Source organism: Vibrio sp. La 4.2.2 (assembly GCF_027586995.1).
In the GTDB taxonomy this organism is placed as follows: Bacteria; Pseudomonadota; Gammaproteobacteria; order Enterobacterales; family Vibrionaceae; genus Vibrio; species Vibrio mediterranei.
On record NZ_JAPPTJ010000004.1, the window covers coordinates 96,604 to 116,678 of the forward strand.

Sequence of the window (20,075 nt, forward strand, 5' to 3'; positions counted from 1 at the left end):
TACAAATATGTTATTGAGATCGTTATTAGTCATTGTTGTTAGTCTATTTCCAATTATTGAAGCGCACGCGGGAGTGCGCCCTATTAATACTAGGGAGATAATTGCAACAACCAAAGAACATCAAGTTGACATCATCAATGATTCTGCAAGTGAATATCTGGTGCAATCTTGGATTGAGGATAGCGATGGCAACACTCGGGACCTGCCGCTAGTACTTACGCCACCTATCTTTAAGCTAGGCGCTAATGAACAAGGTTTTGTGAGAATTCTACCGATTGAAAACAAACTAGCCAAAGATAGAGAGAGCATTTTCTTCCTTTCGGTACAAGAGATCCCTAAGAAAGCGGAAACTGACCAGAACCAGCTAAATATTGCCGTCAGAACTCGGATCAAGGTCATCGTTCGTCCCGACCAATTGGATATGACCGGGCTTCTTGATGCAGCTAAACAGCTGTCTTGGAACATCATTGAAGAAGACGGGAAAAAATACCTTCAATCAACGAACAATACCCCTTATTACCTAAGCCTTGGTCACCTAAAGGTCATTAATGGCAGTGTATCTAAAATACTCGATGATAGGTTCAAAATGACGCCACCTTTTGGTCAACAAAAGTATGCGGTACCTAAGGGAATGGACATTAAAAATATGTCCTTGGAATACGGCATTATCAATGATTATGGTGGTTTAAGTGAAATTCAAACTGTTAACTTTTAGTATCTGTTTAACACTCTCTCCGGGAGCATGGACTGCTCCCGATACCGTTTCTCCCATCAATGACGAGAACGACTATCTTGGGTTTGCCGCGGGCTATCAGCCTACTAATGATTATTTTTCTCCTAACATCATATATGGAGTAAACATAACACCAGACTTGGTAGTTGAATCACGTCTTGGTTATAACAACACACAACTCGATAACAAACACCTGTTAGCTCGAATCTCCTTGTTTGGTCGCTCTCAACTCGATTCTGGCACTGCCCTACTATACGGACCATTCATTCAATATGAAGATGAAACGCATCCATTTAGAACCGGCTTTTCCAGTGTTATTAAACATCATTTAGACAGCGATGTGGCACTGTTTGGCGGTGTATCTGCGGTTATCAAAAAAGAATCGGATGTCAAAGTTCTTCCAGAATTTATATTGGGCATTACTTGGGCAATTCCTGGACCAGAGCCAACTCGCGCTAGACCTCTAGATCCCCGACCTGCTGTAATACAGCAAACATCTGAGAAAGTGGCAGTACAATCAACGCTCCCACCAGAAAGAGCCATTGTCGAAGCAACACATGTGTTCAAAGTAAACTCAAGCTATATAAGCAATGAAAAAGTGCTTAAAGAAAGTATCCTGTATCTTCACCAACATCCAGATATGAGTATTCGAATTGTCAACAAGCACTCGATAGGCGGAACCGCGGCTTATAATAAATGGTTGGGACAAAGAAGAGTAGAAAGATTGCGTGTTTTTTATACCGAAAATGGTATTGATAAACAAAGGATGGATATTAAGTCTTCATTTAAAGATCAAGATAAACTTGGCCAACCATTGGTACAGTTCTCGTATTTCGAAACAACCAAAGATAATTAGTACACTCTTCACTACCTCTATTCATACGTAACGTTAAAAGCCTACTTGATAGTAGGCTTTTAATTTCTCCTATGATGTTGGATTCCAAATGTCTTCACGTCAATTACCTGCTATCAGCCAATAATATCGTTGATTGTTTTAGAGGATAGTATAAGCCAGACGTAATATGAGAATTAAATTCGATGTAGCCTAAGGATCATAATGACAGAAGATGTGATGATTGAAGCTCTAAAGACCATCAACAATCACTATCCGTGACTGTTGATGTAAGAAAGAAGAAACTAGTTATATCTAACCGTAATTTGCGTTTGAAAGCTAAAATTCCCGTATCCCGATGACGATCCCAATTGGAATTTAGCACGCATTGGAATAGTGAAGCTGCTTCCTTGAGCATCGTTACTAAACTCGTACATTGTAGAGAACAACATCTGCGATTCCGAACCCAGATTATTGAAAATGTTCATTAATACGATCTGACCGTTACCATTATATAGAAGTGAACTTTTGTCCAAGCTTAAAGACACATTAGTCATATTGACTGGAGTAACAGTTAACTGAACGTTATTTTGCATCACAGACTTATCTGCACAGTTTAACGCTATGTTGAAGTAGCTACTAACTTCATCCCTCACACCTTTTACTAACGCAGGGACTTCGACGTTAGTTGGATGGGTAACATTGCAAGAAGCATTATATACCGGGATTTGTTGAGAGTTAGGGACACTAGATGGGCTAACATATGCACTACCACCGGTATTATAAATAAAACTTGCTAGATTATATTGAGTAGCAAGATTTAGTGTTACTGAACTGGCGTTCTGAATCTCACCAGACTTAATGACGTTGAACATTGGTTGATTGAACGTGCCACTGATATTTTGGTTGTTTCCATATGTTGGTTTTTTGAACTGATTAAAGATTATTTCGTTATTAACACCTGCAACACCTCCAACCATAAAAGTGCCTTCTAATACGATACCTTCTACATTACTTCGAAACTTCTTTTCTCCAATATAGCTTCCAGCTGCCCCTCGGGTACCAACCTGTAGTACCACGCCATTGTTAGTAAAACTTTGAGTTTTGCAGGAGTAATTCGTCGAAAGGATTAATTGACCTAACACCTCGCCATCTTTATAGACTTCATTCGAACTAGGTAGGTTAACACCGGAGTATGTTAGCTTTTGATTTGTAAAAGTGCACTCGCCGCTATTTAAGGCTAAGACTGCTTTGCTAGCGAAGACCAACAGTAGAATTAAAAATCTAGATAGGTTCATTAAATGTCATGCTCAGTTCTATAAAACGCATGCCATTATATATTCGAAATCAACACTTCAAAGTACGATTATTCTTACTTCAATGTAGGCAGAAGGATAATTAGTTATACCTAACAGCAACCTGAGTCTGAAAACTAAAATTTCCATAACCTGATGAAGAACCTAATTGGAACTTTGCTCGCATAGGGATTGTAAAGCTACTTCCCTGACTACTGTTACTGAATGGGTACATTGTTGAAAATTGCATCATCGCTTCTGTACTATTAACACTATTAAAGATGTTCATTAAAACCATCTGATTGCGGTCATTAAAAACCAATGTCGTCTTGTCTCCAGTCATTGTTACGTTCGTCATATTTACTGGAGTGACAGTTAGCTGCACGTTATTTTGCATGACGGATTTATCGACACAATTGAGGACTATGTTAAAGTAACTGCTTACTTCATCTCTAATACCTTTAACCAGAGCGGGGACTTGAACGTTTGTAGGATGTGTCACACTGCATGATGCATTATAAACTGGAATGGGAGCGGTATCTGGAACATTGGTTGGACTAAAGTAGACGCCACCAGTTGTCGCCGTATTGTAGATAAAACTGACTAACCTAAATGGATTTTGAAGATTTAGTGTTACCGATGTAGCACTGCTTATTTCACCAGATTTAATGACATCAAATAATGGTTGGTTGAACGTTCCACTTACATTTTGATTGTTAGAATATTGCGGCTTTTTGAACTGTTTGAATATAACCTCATTACTAAAGCTTGCCGCCTGTGCTACTGTGAATTTTGCCTCAAGAACAATCCCAGCAACATTACTGTTATACCGCTTAGCACTTATGTGACTGTTTCCTGCTCCTCTAGTTCCAACTTGGAGTACCACACTATTATTTGTTATCGAGTTTGTCTTACAAGAATAGTTGGTTGACAATATAAGTTGCCCCAAAACCTCACCATCTTTATACACGTCATTTGAACTAGGAAGGTTAACCCCTGAGTATGTTAGTTTTTGATTAGAGTATGTACATTCACCACTATTTAGTGCATAAGTATAGTAAGAAAAAAATAACGACAACGAAAATAGTACGAATTTAATTAATTTCATTGATTGTCAATCGCTTCTGGTCTAAGAATACATGTCTATTATATATTCTGTGCAATTATCTTTAAGTAAGATTTTTCCCACCTGAATGCCGGCATTTTCCTTCACTAAATCATATCGTACGCTTAGTATTACTAAATAAAAGGCTCCTTAATAGGAACCTTTTAAATGTTTAAGCTAGGTAAATCTTGAATCAATCCCCAAACTTGAGTTGTAAACCACTTACCAACCAACCATTGGACCAAACGTTCAAACCTTTGACCTCCTGCCCCGCAGGCACAGCCGCACTTTGCTCTGTACGATTAGTCGCATAGCGCTTAGAACCGATCAACTTTTGACTACCATTCTGATAGTGAAATGTTAGAGCAACTAACTGACGGCCACCCCATCGAAAATCACCTCTTGTCGCCGTAACCGATTTTAGACCCGTTAGGCTAACTTGATACAAGCCGCCACCTGAGCCACCATGAAGGTTACTACGAGAGGTTCCTATGGCATCAATGGCAGCTCCCGCTCGAATATATAGCACTTTCGAAGAGGAAACTGACTGCGTAGCTGCGTTGTTACTTTTTACGCCTAAAACCGAACTCCAAGTAACCTCGCTACCGCTTTTATCACCACTTAACACCCACTGATTATTGATATAGGTAACGACTAAGGTTTCACCACGTTTAGGTGTGTAAGTTGTATCACCATTAACCACATTAAAGTGGTATGTAGATTTACGCTCAAACTTCAAACGGGTGAATTCTGGAACGCCCTCAGGAAGTACAAAGTTTCTAGTCCAATGCCCATCAGACGTGACCAGGTGTAGATCGCCCTTCTCAGTGATGAGGTTTTTTAAAGCCAGGCTACTGTTTTCGAGACTGCGTAACAGCGTATTACCGTTGACTAGGTAAAAACTGTAGTTTTTATCTACGGAAATACTAAACGACTTCGCGCGATCATTTGGATAGCCAGAGCCAGTCCAAAATCGTGCTTGGTTGTAAGTTCCGAGCTTACTGTTACCACCAAGGTCAGAATATAAAGTAATGGTAAGACCCGGATGCATTGTGATGGTAGAGAGCGTACGCTGAAGTCCAGATTTCAGCGGGGTAAGTTGCTCGATTTTCTCTCCAACTTCTACACACTGGCTGATTGCCCGTTCGAATTCACCATAATGCAATGCATGGTGCTGAAAGAAACAACCATAAGTGTCATCTCTCTCAAGAAAAACGTGTTTACCCTTATCCCCAACTGTATTACCTAGGTAAGTAGCGGATTTATTCCATGTGTCGTTAATCGTTGAGTTATGGCCAGAAAAATTACCGACCGTTGCTCGGTACCCTGATTTGATAGTAAGGCTGCTCGAATCTACCAATCCATAATTTGCCATTGAGTGTGGAAACTTCGGCGAGGTCATGTCCTTAGAGTGGTTTATCTCTTCTTCATCAAAGCACTTCTTGTTGCCCTTATAGTTGGGGTGCTGATACAAGCATAGAACAGATTCTTCAGGCTCCGGTTCTACTGGAGAACTATCAATTTCATAACTTGGTGTGCATGATTCAATGTAAGTCGGCTCATCTAAATAGAAACCACCGACCGAACACGCTTTAATGGTCTTCATATTAGACTCAATAGACGGCAGCGTGAGGAAAATTGAAGGTTGGCTGTAGCTGATCATATTCATTACCACATGACCATGTTGATCGAGTTGTTCGGTATAGTGAAAACCAAACCTTCCACTAATAATGTCGAAGTTACTAATCGAGGTAGCAGGTTCCTCATATTTTAACGAATCATTATCGAGTACGCGCACTGTTAGATTAGCGGTATTTCCCGCTGTGAACTTAGGCGACGAAGCTGACCTTAACGCATGGCTAGTCGACCATGATGTCGAACAGGTTGCTGTCTGTTCACTTGACACACAAAAACGTATATCTTTCATCGAACTGTTGGGAATTAAATAAGGTTTAGTGGAAATCGTTTTTCCTTCTTTCGTCACCCATTTAAGTTCAATGAGCTTATCGCCGACATAGTTTGTTGCAAGCTCATTATTTATTCTACCTAACAATATTTCACTGTCTTCAACTTTACTTTCAATATCAACTGACATTGCGTAAGCGCTTCCTAAAGGGCCAATTGCACCCAAGAGGAACAATAACGATGTTTTATTCATCATTAACTCCAATTTTGGTTTTATTATTTCCAAAGCTCTTTTAAATGAGACATAAAGCTTTTATTTAGACTCATCTTTAACAATACAACTTAGATATCCGTTATAGACTTCGCTTGGGGCAATTTGGGTTGTATTCGTGCCTGAGATAGATACTGTTTCAGCCCAAGTAATTCCAGCAAAGGTAAACGGACCATTAGTCGTTGTAGTATTGGTCCAATAGTTGGTCATTCCAGGCCAGCTATCATCAAATATCGATGTGTTTTGAGCTAAAGACTTAAGCTCACTACTTGTTGGTGGAGTGGCGCGTGGCGAAATGTATTTACAGTAGCTTTCAACAAGGTTGATACCTGTATTGGTCAAACGTGGTGATGCTACATACGTTTTACTGCCGACGGTTTCCTGCAGATAGCTCTGACCAGGGAACAACAGAGTGAATTGCTCTTTTGTTGGCGGCTGTACCCAATTACCAAGGTTTTCCGGTCTTTCTGTTACGAGTCTAGTGCTGCAAGACGAAGGTTCGATTGTAGGACTCGCCCCATGTGAGGATAAGCCAAAAGTGCAAAGACTAACCAAAGGTACCGATGAAAGGTTCAACTGTGAGATTGTTGTGTTATAACTTGTAGATTGATTGGAGGTATTATGAGTAAAACCTGGCAAACGAGAGGTTGACTGAAGTACTGTAGTATCAGACTTCAGTGTATAAAATAGATCTGTGACATATGGAGAGCCAGATGGTAATTCATCTATACTTGCTGCTCCAATGTAATCCACACTTAATTTGATTTTTACAGAGGTATCTTCGTCATTGATAATCTCTTCATTGGTTATCGTATTATTCACCTCCCAGTAATCATTAATATCAGTATTAGGTGCTCTGCTGTTTCGAAGCTGAGCATCGTTATTACCAAATTTAGTAATTATCTTTAATGTATTTGAACAGTTAAAATCACCTTTTTCAATTAAACAGAGTTTTATGTCTTTATTTGTATCACTCTCACTTGGAGTATAAACCACTCCCTTCGATATGATTTTATCATCGACCATCCAAACATAGTCATTAACACTACCATCTTCTTTATAATGATAGATTAAGTCTGAATTATCTGACGCAATAATAGGAAATCCTACAGTAGTAAACTCATCCCCTCTTGTTACTGATTCAATTTCAAGCCCATAAACTAAAGACGAACTTACTAAACTACCAAATACTAATATGTAGTTTTTCATACTTACCTCATATTTAAGATTCAATGTAAATCGAAACGACTTACATATCCAAGCTTAAACACAAGAAAATAACAAACCATCCTATTATTCGGTGTTAATTATTATTAATCCAAAACAGAGATCAACATCACTCAATTGACTTCAATATTTAAGTAGTAGCTCTATTTATCAGATATAACTAACGATTAGAACAGAAGCACTTTCGACTGTTCTCTCATTAAATACCTCGATTTTTTCAGCTGTATACTCAACACAGTTATTTGTTTTCTTTTGTATCTTGGTTGAGAAATCCCTTACATTTAACGCACAAGGTTCCTGCATGATCTTTCCTTTAAAGGTAATTTGGCCACTAACAGGGTTGCTGTTCACCTTCGAAGCCTCGTTAACTGGCTTATTTAACATACTTTCTGATAGTACAGATGTAGAGGTTAAAAGCAAAAATAATGACAAATACTTCATTTCTTACACACCTTATATTTTTCCTACATCTATTATTTAGCAAATATTCTCACGTAAGCAAGTTATTTCTTACATATAAATAGATTAATAAATATTATTTTTCTCACGATTCAATAAGTGATTATTTAATATGGGTATTTTTTAGAGAGAATTAGTACTTATGTAGGAAGCAGATTACTGAAGTAATCTGCTTTAAAGAGATTGGATAGTAATGAAGAGAGTTACCTTCTTAGATACTAAAACGGCACTTCCACCTGCATCATCATATCGCCTTGGTAGTCTTGATGCCAACGGTAGTCCAAGCGTAAACGTGGTTCTTTACCTTTTTCACCAAAGCCAACGCCGAAATGAAGCCCTTGTGCCATCAGCCATTCTTGCATCGACATTTCGTCTTTATGACGAGCGATTTCCTCAGGTACCCATAAACCAATACCAACAAAACTATTTTCTATGTTACCTGTTAGCACAGGTTCGGATTCTTGCGTAAGAAGCCATTGATCCCAATAAGAATCTTGTAGAGAGTTGATAGGAGGTTCGTCTTCTATTAAACCACCAAGCGTAATAACTTGGTTGCCAATATAGTTGAAGGGTTTAGAAATAAGCGAGCAAAACGACTCTTCCTCCGTCGCTTTTAAAACAACAGATTTGTTCGTATTGCTCTCACAAAATGCGAATGCGAGAGGACTATTCACCACTACTACTAAAGCAATACAACTCCACCTTGCTTTCATTTTTATTTTTCGTCCTTGTTATAATCTTTATCAATATAGCTTATGTGCGACCAAATGTTGAGCGACGCTAAGCGTCGTTAAGTGATCTACATTCAAACCTTGTGACAAACTATATCGTATCGTCGTCGAGCGGATCTTCACTTTTTCAGGGCAAGCGAGAATGGACCACCGCTCAACAATATCTTGCGCTTTATAAAACTTGCTAAAGCTGAAGAAATTGTCGGGACCAACAACAAAAGTTAGTTCAGCTTCTGGGTATCTTTTTTCTAACGCCTCCAATACAGCAAAAGTTGTCACAGAGGTTCCTGGTTCGTAAAGAGACTCTTCAATGTTGGAACGTTCAACATTGGCTTGTCCAATGTCAGAGATAAACATGTCCACTAACTGGCAACGTATGCTGTAATCGAGCATACTTTTTCCCCATGCATGAGAGATACTAGGAACTAATAGTACTTTGTCAAAATGATTCAGAGATTGAATAACACTCTTATGCCCAAAGCTAGGAGGATTAAAAGCGCTACCAAATATCGCTATTTTTGTCATATGTATCTCAATAAATCGTCTCTCTGCATAGATTGACCCTAACTGTAACTTTTTTTCAGCGATTTTCGTAGGTATCATACGAGAAAATATTTTTTGCTTGCAGGAAAAGGGATCCCACATGGAACAACTAATTCGAGACGAAATGCGCGTGCTTCCGTCTATTGACCCACGCTTTGAGATTGAACGCCGCGTTGCTTTTATCAAGTCAAAACTTCAGCAATCTGGCTGCAAATCTATCGTCCTGGGTATCAGTGGTGGTGTTGACTCAACAACTTGTGGTCGCCTTGCTCAACTTGCAGTGAATGAACTGAATGAAGAAAGTAATTCTAGCGACTATCAGTTTATCGCTGTTCGCCTACCTTATGGTGAACAAAAAGATGAAGACGAAGCACAACTAGCCTTGTCTTTCATTGAACCAACTCATTCTGTTTCTGTGAACATTAAAGTGGGCGTTGACGGTTTGCACGCCGCTTCACATATAGCTCTAGAAGGCACAGGTCTACTACCAGAAGACAGCGCAAAGGTCGACTTTGTAAAAGGTAACGTAAAAGCTCGTGCTCGCATGGTTGCTCAGTATGAAATCGCGGGATACGTGGGAGGGTTAGTGCTAGGTACGGACCACTCGGCAGAAAACATTACTGGTTTCTACACCAAATTTGGAGACGGTGCTTGTGACCTTGCCCCGTTATTTGGCCTGAGCAAACGCCAAGTTCGTGAAGTAGCAGATACCCTTGGCGCGCCAGAGCAACTCGTTAAGAAAACACCGACTGCAGATCTGGAAGAACTCGCACCACAAAAAGCGGACGAAGATGCGCTCAACCTGACTTATGATCAGATTGACGATTTCCTCGAAGGTAAGCCTGTATCTCAAGAAGTCAGTGATCGCCTCGTTGCCATTTATAAAGCAACACAACATAAACGCGAGCCAATCCCAACGATCTACGACTAAGTTGATTTCCTTCATAGAGCCAGCAATTATTTGCTGGCTTTTTTTAACCCTGTGATTTACCTCTCTGAAATCAGATCTTGCCATCGCTCAACTTTTAATCAGCTTAAAGATGTGCCATTGTTATAACAGCACTAGTGATCACAAGTGCCGTTGGCGCCCAGAGTCACTTGTGCGAATGCCCAAGCGAAAACTATTGTTCACCAATAAAAGGGGTTGCTATGTTAGGCGAAGATCACTCTCTTCTGAAGGAATTTCCAGAGCATCAAGACGTTATTCATGCCCTTGCGGCAAGCGATGAAGGCTTTGCAGCTGACACGAAAAACTACAACGCGCTGGATAAAGAAATTCGTGTGTTAGAACTGAACGGTTCTCCCATCGAAGATACCGAAATGCATCAACTGAAACACAATAGAGCGGTACTAAAAGATTCGTTGCATCAACGTATAGTGAGTGCTTCAAAGTAGGCAATAAATAGAAAGTCGGTGCCAGTTGGACACTGGCACCAAACAGCCTCGCAATTCTCTATTTAACTGACAATATCCACATCTGTCTGTGGTACCGCGCAACAAGCTAAAACCTTTCCTTCTGCAATTTCACTGTCTTGAATCGCCGGTACGTCAGGTTGATGAACTAGGCCCGACTCTACCGTAACCTTACACGCGCCACAAAACCCCGCACGGCAACTATGAGCAACTGCAAGACCGGCTTTTTCTGCTTGCTCTAGAATCGTTTGCTGATTGTCCCCCTCAAACACCGTACCATCTAAACTAATTTGTACGGTTTTAACCACTTGTTCCGTTGCAGTAGCGACCCCAAAAGCCTCTTGGTGGTAGTGATCTTCAGGTAGTCCTTTCTTCAACATCAAGTTCTTTGCTTTTTGCATAAAGCCGTCAGGTCCACAAACGAAGACTTGTCTCTCAGTAAGGTCGGCAATTTGTTTTAGATGGGACAAACTAAAACGTCCTTTTAATCCCTGCCAATCCTCTGATGGTTGCGTCAGTGCCAATATCACCGTGAGATTGTTATTTTGCTTCTCTAGGTTTTTCAACTCATTCGCAAATGGGATATCAGCGTAAGTCGAACATTGATGGTAGAACACCACATCTCGTATATCGTTTTGGTCGGTAAGGTCGCGCAACATCGACATCATCGGAGTTACACCACTTCCTGCAGATAATAATAACAGCGGCTCATGTTCAGAGTTGGCAATATGGAATGAACCGTTAGGCTTATCGGCAATCAAGGTGTCACCTACTTGAAAATGATCAAACAGCCAATTCGATACTTCTCCACCATCAACTCGTTTCACCGATATCGCTAAGCGTCCAGGACGACTTGGACTTGATGATAAGGTATACAAGCGCTTGACCGCTTTACCATCCATATTGAGTTCTATCGGTAAATGCTGGCCTGCTTTGTAGCTTGGCATTGCACCTTTCTGAGGTTCTAACCAAAAAGTTTCAAAATTCCTCGCGACATGCTCTCGCTCGACACAAACAAATTCTTGTTTATTCGCATCCAGATCCTCGTAGTACTCTTTGTCTTTGTATTCCAGTACTTCGATAGCATCACCAGTGCGAATCATACCCTCATTCTTTGCCACAAGGTTTTGACCAAAGAACACGCCACCGCGTTCATTGGCACGGAAGCGTGAGAAGGTCGTTAGCGGTTCTTTGCTGGCTCTGAATTCCGCTTTTTCGACATCAACTGTTGTCAGAATGCAACGCTCACATGGCTTTACAGCTTCAAACTCTACATCACCGATCTTAATTCTCTTCCATGAGTCCTCGATAAATGGCTCGTCCGAGTCAACCACTAAGTTGGTTCTGAATTGCTCCATACTATGTACTTCACTGCTTCGCTTATTCAATTCCGCTAGTGAACCGGAGCTAATGATAAGTAAAGGATAGCCGTCTGCAAAGCTCACATTATGACCCAGTTTTTCTCTTACCCGGTTTGATTGCTCGCCAGTGAAAAGTAGCTCAACCCTTTGATTCAATACTTCACTGAACCAATCATCCGCTTCATCTGTTGTCGTGTAAGCAGAAAAACTGTCTGCCCATACTGTAGCGGTCGTATCCTGCATTTTAAATGTACTGTATTGCAGCTTTAAAGGAGGCAGTCCAGGGTAAGTGAAGATAATACCTGTCGGTAGAAGGCTGGATGACACTTTTACCATGTTAGGGTATTTGCGTGCGGTCACCATTGAACCATCGGCCAATGCCACCATAAAACGACGGTCAAAACAAAGCCCTTGTTTTTCAACCCATGAAGAGGAAAGAGAAATACCTCCAACTGACTTAACTGGATAGATATTGATTTGGGAAAGCAGAGTAGATTTTGCCACGACTGAGCCCTTTTTGTTGTTATGTCCATTTGCAGAGCACAATGTTAACGCCTTTTTGCACATTGTCCCAGAAACATAGTGAAATCTAAGTCGTTTTCCTCTATCATCCTGTCGCCTAAACGTAAGCGATTGCATTCACATTTTTCGCGGCCGTTTAGGCTCCGTTTCAAGAAGAATCTAACTTGGTGGGAGCCCAAATGACTACATTGACTATTACTCGTCCTGACGACTGGCACGTTCACCTTCGCGATGGCGAAGTACTAAAAGATACCGTTCGTGACATCAGTCGCTACAACGGCCGCGCATTGATCATGCCTAACACTATCCCACCTGTCACTGACACTGAAATGGCACTTGCGTATAAAGCGCGCATCATGGCCGAAAAACCATCTGAGCAGTTTGAGCCTCTTATGGCGCTGTACCTAACCGACAACACCTCTCAAGAAGAAATTCGTAAAGCCAAATCGGCAGGTGTGGTAGCGGCAAAACTGTACCCAGCAGGTGCAACAACGAACTCAGATTCTGGCGTGACTTCAGCAAAGAACATCTACTCTGTATTAGAGACAATGGAAGAAGTTGGAATGCTACTTTTGGTTCACGGTGAAGTGACTACTCACGACGTTGACATCTTCGACCGTGAAAAAGAGTTCCTCGATACGGTACTGGCTCCAATCGTTAACGACTTCCCTAACCTTAAGATTGTTCTTGAGCATATTACGACAGCCGATGCAGCTCAGTTTGTTAAAAATGCCAACGACAACGTAGCAGCAACAATTACCGCACACCACTTGATGTATAACCGCAACCATATGCTCGTTGGCGGTATCAAGCCACACTTCTACTGCCTACCAATTCTAAAACGCGGTACGCATCAACAAGCATTAGTAGAAGCGGCAACTAGCGGAAGTAAGAAGTTCTTCATAGGTACTGACTCTGCACCACACGCTAAAGGCAAAAAAGAAGCCGCTTGTGGCTGTGCTGGCTCATACACTGCTCACGCAGCAGTAGAGTTATACGCAGAAGTATTCGAGCAAGAAGGCAAGCTAGAGAATTTAGAGGCATTCGCAAGCCACAACGGCCCAGACTTCTATGGACTACCACGTAACACAGATACTATCACGCTAGAGAAATCTGAATGGAACGTGCCAGAAACCATGCCATTCGGTAATGACATTGTTGTACCTATCCGTGGCGGAGAAACGGTCAACTGGCAAGTGAAGTAATTTTTACTGATGTACTTATCGTCAAGGCTCCCATTCTCAATGGGAGCCTTTTTTATTGATTAGGGAACGTTACTGAATCGGCAGCGACGTCATCCCAAAATGAATCGCAACTGGCAAAATTAAAGCTTGAATGAACAAGATAAAACTAATATTGCGGCTTTTTACTCGCACCAAAATTGGCGACAGTGCAAACAGCAGCAAACAGATTGCCGTTAGGGTGGAGTTATCCAAATAGAGCCACAACACTAAATATCCACTTAACAAAGCGAGCGCTATGTTGGAGAATGCAAGCTTGCGAGCTAAGGCGAGAATAAACATCACGCCAATAATTAAAAAGAGTGTCGTCATTTATTTTTGCAAATGATAATTATTACCATTTAATTCTAACGCTCTAGAACAAACTGTGCAACCTATTGATTTAAATCTATGACTAAAACTATTGCTATCGCCACTCCCTGTAAAGCCGCCTGTAAAAACGAAGGTGGCATTTGTTCTGGTTGCTTTCGTACCATGGACGAATTGTCTGCATGGCGTTTAATGAAAGAAGAAGAACGCGATGACAAAATGGAGCAGTTAGCAGGTTCTGCAACTACACACGTTTGCCCCAAATGTGGAGAAGCCGCCTATTGTGACATCTCTGCGGGCCACGATACCTGTTGGTGTTTTGAACTGGACAAGCGCGATACGTCTTCTATCGAAAAATCCGATCTGTGTTTGTGCCGAAAATGCCTCTCAACCCTACCTATTGAATAAACCCCCAAACGGGGTACTCAACTTCGCACCGTTGATGTTGCATTATTGTTAATTCCAAAATAGAGTAAATGCACAAACTTAATAAGGGATAACAATATGGAATCGTTACTTAAGGACTACTCTGTCGTTACAGAGATCCCTGTCGCTTGGGGCGAAATGGATGCACTTAATCACGTCAATAACGCAGTGTATTTTCGATACTTTGAAACCGCGCGACTCGACTACTTCAGTCACATTAATCTAATGGAAGACATGGCAGTCACGAATATAGGCCCAGTACTTGGGGAAACCTATTGCCGCTATAAACTGCCTGTCACCTACCCCGATACATTACTTGTCGGCTCTCGAATTACTGAGGTACAAGAAGACCGCTTTAAGATGGAATATCAAGTGGTCAGCAAGAAGCTTGGCAAAGTCACCACGACGGGGACAGCCACGATCGTCATGTTTGATTTCACCACCAATCAAAAAGCCCTGATTTCTGACAAACTCATGTCAGCGATTGAACAAGCAAACCGCGATTAAACGCGATCAAACGAGCCGTTTGAACCGCTAGCTCAGTGGTCCGAAAATGATTTGTCACAATCTTCACACCATGCTCGTTGCACGTTAAACCTTGCAAAGCTATTCTTGCAGCACAAACAATATCGAGAATGGAAACCATGAAAAACCAGTTTCACTACCCTATCGGTACCCCAGGACAGAAGTGGACTGAGGAAAACGTTATCCAATGGCGCGAATCGACTACTGTTAAGCGTCTGTACAGCGAAGATGTACTCCCAAAGATCGCAGCGTTAAAAGATACCTTCAATATTGAGCAATATGGTGCGCTTTCATATGATGTTGATCGATTCCCACTCTTCGTATTAAAAACCAAATCTTGGGATTCACAGAAGCCAACGGTTCTTGTTACTGGTGGTGTTCATGGTTATGAGACTTCTGGCGTCCACGGTGCGCTTCAGTTCGCCAGAGAAAACGCCTCTCACTACGAGTCTCTGTTCAACATCGTTATCGCACCATGTGTCAGTCCTTGGGGTTATGAAACGATCAATCGTTGGAACCCGAATGCTGTCGACCCTAATCGCTCTTTCTATACAGATTCACCAGCAGAAGAGTCTGCGAACCTCATGGCGATGGTTGCATCGTTAGATACCACTGTTTGGGCACATATCGATTTACATGAAACAACGGATACAGATGAAAGCGAGTTTCGACCAGCACTAGCGGCACGCGATGGTCTCGACTACATCGAGGACAATGTTCCTGACGGTTTCTATCTTGTCGGCAATACCGAGAATCCCGCAGATGAATTTCAAGCGACGATTATCCAACATGTAGAAAAAGTGACTCATATTGCCCCGCCAGACCAAAATGGCAATATTATCGGTTCTAAAGTCGTTCAGAATGGCGTCATCAATTACCCACTGAAAAAGCTCAGCCTTTGCACCGGCATGACGGATTGTGAGTACTCAACCACAACTGAAGTTTATCCAGACAGTCCAAAAGTCACCTCACAAGAGTGTAACGATGCTCAAGTAGCGTCTGTGGTTGGGGCTTTGGAATATTTAAAGGCGCGTATGTAGTAATCTTCACTCGCGACTCTATAACCCAAGCCACGGCTTGGGTTTTCTATATTTGCACGTATAACCACTAAATTTACAAAACCATTGTTAAAAAGCCGCCAAAATAACCACTTAGTGTTTTCTATCTCCTAAAATAACGTTAGGCTATTTATCGTTACACCATAATAAGAATGAAAAATCTCACAAGGAAGTCTAACTCGTATGACATATCGCCGTATTATAAGTGTCATCGCTGCTATATCGTGCTCACTCACTGCAGTGGTGGCGCAAGGAGCGACACCAACTAACGTCAAGTCGCGTATTGACCGACAGGAAACGCCAGACAGAATTAGAGAATCCATGGTACTGCCTTACCTATTTAGTACAGAGACCATGGGGCTTAATGTCGGTGTTGGCGGCATGATAAAAGGTATCTACCAAGACCAGATGACCATAGGTGGCACTGTCTTTGGAGGTGAAACCAGTTATGCACTAGCTGGAGGTGTTTGGAACTACATGATTCCAGGAACCGAACGCGTGTTCTTGAGTGCATACGGCATGTTTGGGTATTACCCAAAACAACGTGCTTATACTTCAGGTAATGCCTATTACACCCCACCTCGTCCCGGTAGCAATGGCTCATCTAATCTAGATTATTTGGAAGCGGATGGCGCATCTAACTGGTTTGATATCAAGATGGAGTATGTACTTCCTATTGGTGTAACCAGAGACAAAGGACTCGTTGACTATCAGATCCGCAACGGTTTGTTAGTCTCAGAGCCTTCCGGAGGTAAAGAGTGGAATCCGTTGACCAGCGGCTCAACTATCTTTGTAGCTCGCCAATTTAATCGATACCAATCTTTTGAGTTTCAACAAGGGGACGTCGACGGCGCGATTCATGCGATGGAGTTTGGCATACTCTACGATAATACCGACTTTGCCCCCAACCCTTCCTACGGTAGCCGACAATACATCGCAACTTCTCACGATTGGGGCTGGTTTGAGTCTAAAAAGCAGTGGTCGTTCAACGAACTTGATATGAGCAAATACTTTTCGCTCGGCAAGTCGGATTGGGCATCACAACGAATTATCGCGATGAACTTCTGGACCGGTTATTCACCTACTTGGGAAGTAACGGATAACCCTAATGGCACTCAGTCTATAAACGGAAATGCACCTTATAATGAGGGGGCAACTTTAGGTGGCTTTACTCGTATGCGTGGCTACGACAATAACCGATTCCACGACAAAGCCGTGATTTATGGCTCTGCAGAATATCGTTATACGTTGGCCTATAACCCTATTAAAGATATCTCTTGGTTGAATTTCTTGAGAGTAGACTGGATCCAACTTGTAGGCTTTGTTGAGGTAGGTCGCGTAGGTTCTGCCTACACGGCGAACGAACTTCTTACCGATCTCAAGTACGATGGCGGCGCATCAGTTCGTGCATTGATGGCCGGATTGGTCGTTCGTGCCGATTTAGCTAAGTCTCCAGAAAGCACTAACTTCTGGATTATGGTTGATCATCCATTCTAAATTTTCGTTCCGATAGCCAACACTATAGTTGGCTATCGATCCAATGAATAAATGTCCGGATTTTTGGTCTTTCTTCATGACCATTTAGACATACCAAATCATAAGTTTGGCTAGTGCTCATTGAAGGGTAAGGGCAAACCAACTCGCCTCTCTCAATATAGTCTTTAACAAAATAATACCTCCCCATCGCTAAGCCAAGTGAGTTCAGGGCTCCGGTCAGATCTAACCCTCGATGCCCAACACAATAAAAGTGTCTAAAGATATTGAGATCATAGTCGTGATATTTAATCCAGCGCTCCCAGACATTTGACCCTAATGCATGTATAAGATTGACCTCTTTCAGTCCATCTAGGCCACGTTCAAAGAGCTTAAGTCGTTGAGCGTATTCAGGCGAACAAATAGGAATATAGCGCTCACCAAAGAGAGGTTTAACGAAGCAGTCCTTTGGTTTGTCATCGCCATAGTAAAACGCGATATCAACTTGGTCGTTCTCGAAGTTCTGTTGCTCTTCGTGGACAAGAATATTTACATTAAAGTTGGGGTAGCGCTGATTAAAATCTTTGAGTCTTGGTACTAACCAAGACGAGGCAAAATTTGGCGAACTGGCTATCGTGATCTCCCCACTCATATCCGTCGATTTAATTTCTTCGATCTCACCAAAAATGGAGTACAACGATTTTGAAAGCGTTTGATGAAACCGTTCGCCCTCCTCTGTAAGCCCCAGCTTCCTTGTTCCTCGGGTGAATAGATTAAAACCAAGCGACTTCTCAAGCACCTTAATTCGATGGCTCACCGCACCCTGAGTCAAGTGCAATTCCTTCGCTGCAAGGGTAAAACTCAGTACTTTTGCTGCGACATGGAAGGTATGCAGATTCCTCAATAAGGTTTGTTCATTCGCCATAACACGGCCTCTACTTATTAAAAATTTTAATCCATAGTACCCGAAAATTAGTTTGTTCGCATCGATAAATAAGTTTCAAATAGCAACTAGAAAACGAATAAACACCCTGTCGTTGCAAGCAAGTACAGGGCGCAAGTTCCGTGGATAATAAACACAAAGAGGTTTGAATGAACATACTCGGCTATATGCAAAAAGTAGGTAAGGCGTTAATGGTTCCAGTGGCCACCCTGCCTGCCGCTGCGATTTTAATGGGGGTTGGATATTGGTTGGATCCAACAGGTTGGGGAGCAGACAGTACCCTTGCTGCGTTTTTAATTAAGTCCGGCGGTGCAATCATCGATAACATGGCAGTGTTGTTTGCCGTTGGTGTTGCATTTGGTTTAAGCAAGGACAAGAATGGCTCTGCTGCATTGTCTGGTTTTATCTGCTTCTTAGTACTGACAACTCTTCTTTCTCCAGAAACCGTGCAACAACTTAAAGGTATTAGTGCTGACGAAGTTCCGGCAGCCTTTGGCAAAATCTCCAACCAATTTGTTGGTATTATTGTCGGTATAGTCTCTGCTGAAATCTACAATCGCTACTCAGGTGTAACGCTACCTAAAGCGCTGGCATTCTTCAGTGGAAAGCGCCTAGTCCCTATTCTGACTTCTATTGCGGGTATGCTGTTAGCCTTCGTGCTTCTATATGTCTGGCCTGTAGTGTATGACGCTCTTATCGTGTTCGGCGTTAAACTTCAATCTATGGGTGCATTAGGAGCAGGTCTATTTGGCTTCTTTAACCGATTAATGTTGACCGTTGGCATGCACCACGCCCTGTACCCTGTTTTCTGGTTTGATGTCGTTGGCATTAATGACATTCCTAATTTCTTAGGCGGTGCTCAGTCTATTGCTAACGGAACGGCTACGGTTGGTGTGACTGGCATGTATCAAGCGGGCTTCTTCCCAATCATGATGTTTGGTCTTCCTGGTGCAGCATTGGCGATTTACCACTGTGCAGATAAAAAGAACAAATCAGCCGTGTTCTCTATCATGCTTGCTGCTGCGATGGCCTCTTTCTTTACAGGAATTACTGAGCCACTAGAGTTTAGCTTTATGTTCCTAGCTCCAGGTCTGTACTTACTTCACGCCGTACTGACTGGTATTTCACTATATATTGCTGCAAGTATGCAGTGGATCGCAGGATTTGGTTTCTCCGCCGGTTTTGTCGACCTAGTCCTGTCTAGTCAAAACCCGCTTGCTGTTCAGTGGTATATGCTTATTGTGCAGGGCTTAGTTTTCTTCGCCATTTACTACTGCGTGTTCCGTTTCGCTATTTTGAAATTCAACTTAAAAACGCCAGGTCGTGGTGAAGACATGGCTCCAGAGCAAGAAACAGCGGTAGACGGTGATCAAGGTATCGAAGGCTTAACTCACCAGTATATTGAAGCCCTAGGTGGTAGTGACAATATTACTGAAGTAGACAATTGTATTACTCGCCTACGCCTATCAGTAAAAGACTCTGGCATTGTAGACAAAGAAAAACTCAAACAACTTGGTGCCGCAGGCGTTGTTCCAGTTGGTAAGAACGGTATTCAAGTCATCATAGGACTAGGAAAGGTCGACAAAGTCGCCGAACAGATGAAAGTCGCTTTAGCGCAATGATAACGGACTCGTGATGTAAACCCTTTCTCAATTTGTTGAATCACCTTCAACAGAGAAAAATCGGCGGTATCACCTTACCGC

Annotated in this window: 19 protein-coding genes; 10 read left to right on the top strand and 9 right to left on the bottom strand. The window is 42.0% G+C overall.

The annotated features are described in order from the left end of the window. Positions 1 to 7: 7 nt before the first annotated feature. Positions 8 to 715 carry a fimbrial biogenesis chaperone gene (locus OH456_RS09865; protein ID WP_270033376.1) on the top strand — a complete coding sequence of 236 codons (708 nt, stop codon included), beginning with the start codon at positions 8 to 10 and terminating at the stop codon, positions 713 to 715. Continuing rightward, positions 690 to 1,589: an OmpA family protein gene (locus tag OH456_RS09870; RefSeq protein WP_270033377.1), complete on the top strand. Its 900-nt coding sequence runs from the start codon at positions 690 to 692 to the stop codon at positions 1,587 to 1,589. Before OH456_RS09865 ends, OH456_RS09870 begins: the two co-directional genes overlap by 26 nt. A 281-nt stretch (positions 1,590 to 1,870) precedes the next feature. On the opposite strand, the gene OH456_RS09875 is transcribed toward OH456_RS09870, so the two are convergent. The 6 genes from OH456_RS09875 to OH456_RS09900 form a co-directional block, all read right to left on the bottom strand. Beyond that, positions 1,871 to 2,710, bottom strand: a complete 840-nt coding sequence (locus tag OH456_RS09875) for a hypothetical protein (protein WP_240645430.1) — start codon at positions 2,708 to 2,710, stop codon at positions 1,871 to 1,873. Positions 2,711 to 2,963: 253 nt separating this feature from the next. After that, positions 2,964 to 3,968 (bottom strand): hypothetical protein, encoded by a 1,005-nt coding sequence (locus OH456_RS09880; RefSeq protein WP_252039988.1) that lies wholly within the window; start codon positions 3,966 to 3,968, stop codon positions 2,964 to 2,966. A gap of 190 nt (positions 3,969 to 4,158) precedes the next feature. Continuing rightward, on the bottom strand, positions 4,159 to 6,123 hold the full coding sequence (locus tag OH456_RS09885; protein WP_270033378.1) for a beta-prism lectin domain-containing protein: 1,965 nt from the start codon (positions 6,121 to 6,123) through the stop codon (positions 4,159 to 4,161). Between the two features lie 60 nt (positions 6,124 to 6,183). Further along, positions 6,184 to 7,350, bottom strand: a complete 1,167-nt coding sequence (locus OH456_RS09890; RefSeq protein ID WP_270033379.1) for a hypothetical protein — start codon at positions 7,348 to 7,350, stop codon at positions 6,184 to 6,186. Between the two features lie 695 nt (positions 7,351 to 8,045). Continuing rightward, entirely contained in the window at positions 8,046 to 8,540 is a 495-nt protein-coding gene (locus tag OH456_RS09895) for a hypothetical protein (protein WP_006070923.1), read from the bottom strand. Positions 8,541 to 8,570: 30 nt separating this feature from the next. Continuing rightward, complete coding sequence (locus OH456_RS09900) at positions 8,571 to 9,083, bottom strand: nicotinate-nicotinamide nucleotide adenylyltransferase (protein WP_038222203.1); 513 nt, start codon at positions 9,081 to 9,083, stop codon at positions 8,571 to 8,573. A gap of 118 nt (positions 9,084 to 9,201) precedes the next feature. Here OH456_RS09900 and nadE point away from each other — a divergent pair, with 118 nt between their 5' ends. Continuing rightward, positions 9,202 to 10,032 (top strand): ammonia-dependent NAD(+) synthetase, encoded by an 831-nt coding sequence (nadE, locus tag OH456_RS09905; protein WP_270033380.1) that lies wholly within the window; start codon positions 9,202 to 9,204, stop codon positions 10,030 to 10,032. Positions 10,033 to 10,250: 218 nt separating this feature from the next. Beyond that, on the top strand, positions 10,251 to 10,496 hold the full coding sequence (locus OH456_RS09910; protein WP_006070919.1) for a YdcH family protein: 246 nt from the start codon (positions 10,251 to 10,253) through the stop codon (positions 10,494 to 10,496). A 62-nt stretch (positions 10,497 to 10,558) separates the two neighbouring features. Here the strand turns inward: OH456_RS09910 and OH456_RS09915 are convergent, their stop codons facing one another. Beyond that, complete coding sequence (locus OH456_RS09915) at positions 10,559 to 12,442, bottom strand: MOSC N-terminal beta barrel domain-containing protein (RefSeq protein ID WP_443088629.1); 1,884 nt, start codon at positions 12,440 to 12,442, stop codon at positions 10,559 to 10,561. 134 nt (positions 12,443 to 12,576) lie between these two features. Between OH456_RS09915 and pyrC the strand changes: the two genes are divergently transcribed. Then, entirely contained in the window at positions 12,577 to 13,602 is a 1,026-nt protein-coding gene (gene pyrC, locus OH456_RS09920; protein ID WP_006070917.1) for a dihydroorotase, read from the top strand. A 69-nt stretch (positions 13,603 to 13,671) separates the two neighbouring features. On the opposite strand, the gene OH456_RS09925 is transcribed toward pyrC, so the two are convergent. Continuing rightward, positions 13,672 to 13,950, bottom strand: a complete 279-nt coding sequence (locus OH456_RS09925) for a hypothetical protein (protein ID WP_006070915.1) — start codon at positions 13,948 to 13,950, stop codon at positions 13,672 to 13,674. A gap of 96 nt (positions 13,951 to 14,046) precedes the next feature. Here OH456_RS09925 and OH456_RS09930 point away from each other — a divergent pair, with 96 nt between their 5' ends. The 4 genes from OH456_RS09930 to OH456_RS09945 all read left to right on the top strand — a co-directional run bounded on the left by OH456_RS09930 (position 14,047) and on the right by OH456_RS09945 (position 17,453). Further along, positions 14,047 to 14,355, top strand: a complete 309-nt coding sequence (locus tag OH456_RS09930) for a DUF1289 domain-containing protein (RefSeq protein ID WP_270033530.1) — start codon at positions 14,047 to 14,049, stop codon at positions 14,353 to 14,355. Between the two features lie 96 nt (positions 14,356 to 14,451). Then, positions 14,452 to 14,880, top strand: coding sequence for an acyl-CoA thioesterase (locus OH456_RS09935; RefSeq protein ID WP_038227218.1), 429 nt, complete (start codon positions 14,452 to 14,454; stop codon positions 14,878 to 14,880). 137 nt (positions 14,881 to 15,017) lie between these two features. Then, positions 15,018 to 15,938 carry a M14 family metallopeptidase gene (locus OH456_RS09940; RefSeq protein ID WP_038222200.1) on the top strand — a complete coding sequence of 307 codons (921 nt, stop codon included), beginning with the start codon at positions 15,018 to 15,020 and terminating at the stop codon, positions 15,936 to 15,938. A 201-nt stretch (positions 15,939 to 16,139) separates the two neighbouring features. Then, complete coding sequence (locus OH456_RS09945; protein ID WP_006070910.1) at positions 16,140 to 17,453, top strand: BamA/TamA family outer membrane protein; 1,314 nt, start codon at positions 16,140 to 16,142, stop codon at positions 17,451 to 17,453. Positions 17,454 to 17,475: 22 nt separating this feature from the next. Here the strand turns inward: OH456_RS09945 and OH456_RS09950 are convergent, their stop codons facing one another. Then, positions 17,476 to 18,354 carry a LysR substrate-binding domain-containing protein gene (locus OH456_RS09950; RefSeq protein WP_096441940.1) on the bottom strand — a complete coding sequence of 293 codons (879 nt, stop codon included), beginning with the start codon at positions 18,352 to 18,354 and terminating at the stop codon, positions 17,476 to 17,478. A 167-nt stretch (positions 18,355 to 18,521) separates the two neighbouring features. Between OH456_RS09950 and nagE the strand changes: the two genes are divergently transcribed. Then, a complete protein-coding gene (gene nagE / locus OH456_RS09955; RefSeq protein ID WP_006070906.1) occupies positions 18,522 to 19,994 on the top strand; it encodes an N-acetylglucosamine-specific PTS transporter subunit IIBC in 1,473 nt (490 codons plus the stop codon). Positions 19,995 to 20,075: the final 81 nt, after the last annotated feature.

What these genes read in the sequence shown, in the direction of transcription:
- OH456_RS09865 (WP_270033376.1), top strand. Translation starts at nt 8, where the DNA reads ATGTTATTGAGATCGTTATTAGTCATTGTTGTTAGTCTATTTCCAATT.
- OH456_RS09880 (WP_252039988.1), bottom strand. Translation starts at nt 3,968, where the DNA reads ATGAAATTAATTAAATTCGTACTATTTTCGTTGTCGTTATTTTTTTCT.
- OH456_RS09885 (WP_270033378.1), bottom strand. Translation starts at nt 6,123, where the DNA reads ATGAATAAAACATCGTTATTGTTCCTCTTGGGTGCAATTGGCCCTTTA.
- OH456_RS09890 (WP_270033379.1), bottom strand. Translation starts at nt 7,350, where the DNA reads ATGAAAAACTACATATTAGTATTTGGTAGTTTAGTAAGTTCGTCTTTA.
- OH456_RS09895 (WP_006070923.1), bottom strand. Translation starts at nt 8,540, where the DNA reads ATGAAAGCAAGGTGGAGTTGTATTGCTTTAGTAGTAGTGGTGAATAGT.
- OH456_RS09900 (WP_038222203.1), bottom strand. Translation starts at nt 9,083, where the DNA reads ATGACAAAAATAGCGATATTTGGTAGCGCTTTTAATCCTCCTAGCTTT.
- nadE (WP_270033380.1), top strand. Translation starts at nt 9,202, where the DNA reads ATGGAACAACTAATTCGAGACGAAATGCGCGTGCTTCCGTCTATTGAC.
- OH456_RS09910 (WP_006070919.1), top strand. Translation starts at nt 10,251, where the DNA reads ATGTTAGGCGAAGATCACTCTCTTCTGAAGGAATTTCCAGAGCATCAA.
- OH456_RS09915 (WP_443088629.1), bottom strand. Translation starts at nt 12,442, where the DNA reads ATGTGCAAAAAGGCGTTAACATTGTGCTCTGCAAATGGACATAACAAC.
- pyrC (WP_006070917.1), top strand. Translation starts at nt 12,577, where the DNA reads ATGACTACATTGACTATTACTCGTCCTGACGACTGGCACGTTCACCTT.
- OH456_RS09925 (WP_006070915.1), bottom strand. Translation starts at nt 13,950, where the DNA reads ATGACGACACTCTTTTTAATTATTGGCGTGATGTTTATTCTCGCCTTA.
- OH456_RS09935 (WP_038227218.1), top strand. Translation starts at nt 14,452, where the DNA reads ATGGAATCGTTACTTAAGGACTACTCTGTCGTTACAGAGATCCCTGTC.
- OH456_RS09940 (WP_038222200.1), top strand. Translation starts at nt 15,018, where the DNA reads ATGAAAAACCAGTTTCACTACCCTATCGGTACCCCAGGACAGAAGTGG.
- OH456_RS09945 (WP_006070910.1), top strand. Translation starts at nt 16,140, where the DNA reads ATGACATATCGCCGTATTATAAGTGTCATCGCTGCTATATCGTGCTCA.
- OH456_RS09950 (WP_096441940.1), bottom strand. Translation starts at nt 18,354, where the DNA reads ATGGCGAATGAACAAACCTTATTGAGGAATCTGCATACCTTCCATGTC.
- nagE (WP_006070906.1), top strand. Translation starts at nt 18,522, where the DNA reads ATGAACATACTCGGCTATATGCAAAAAGTAGGTAAGGCGTTAATGGTT.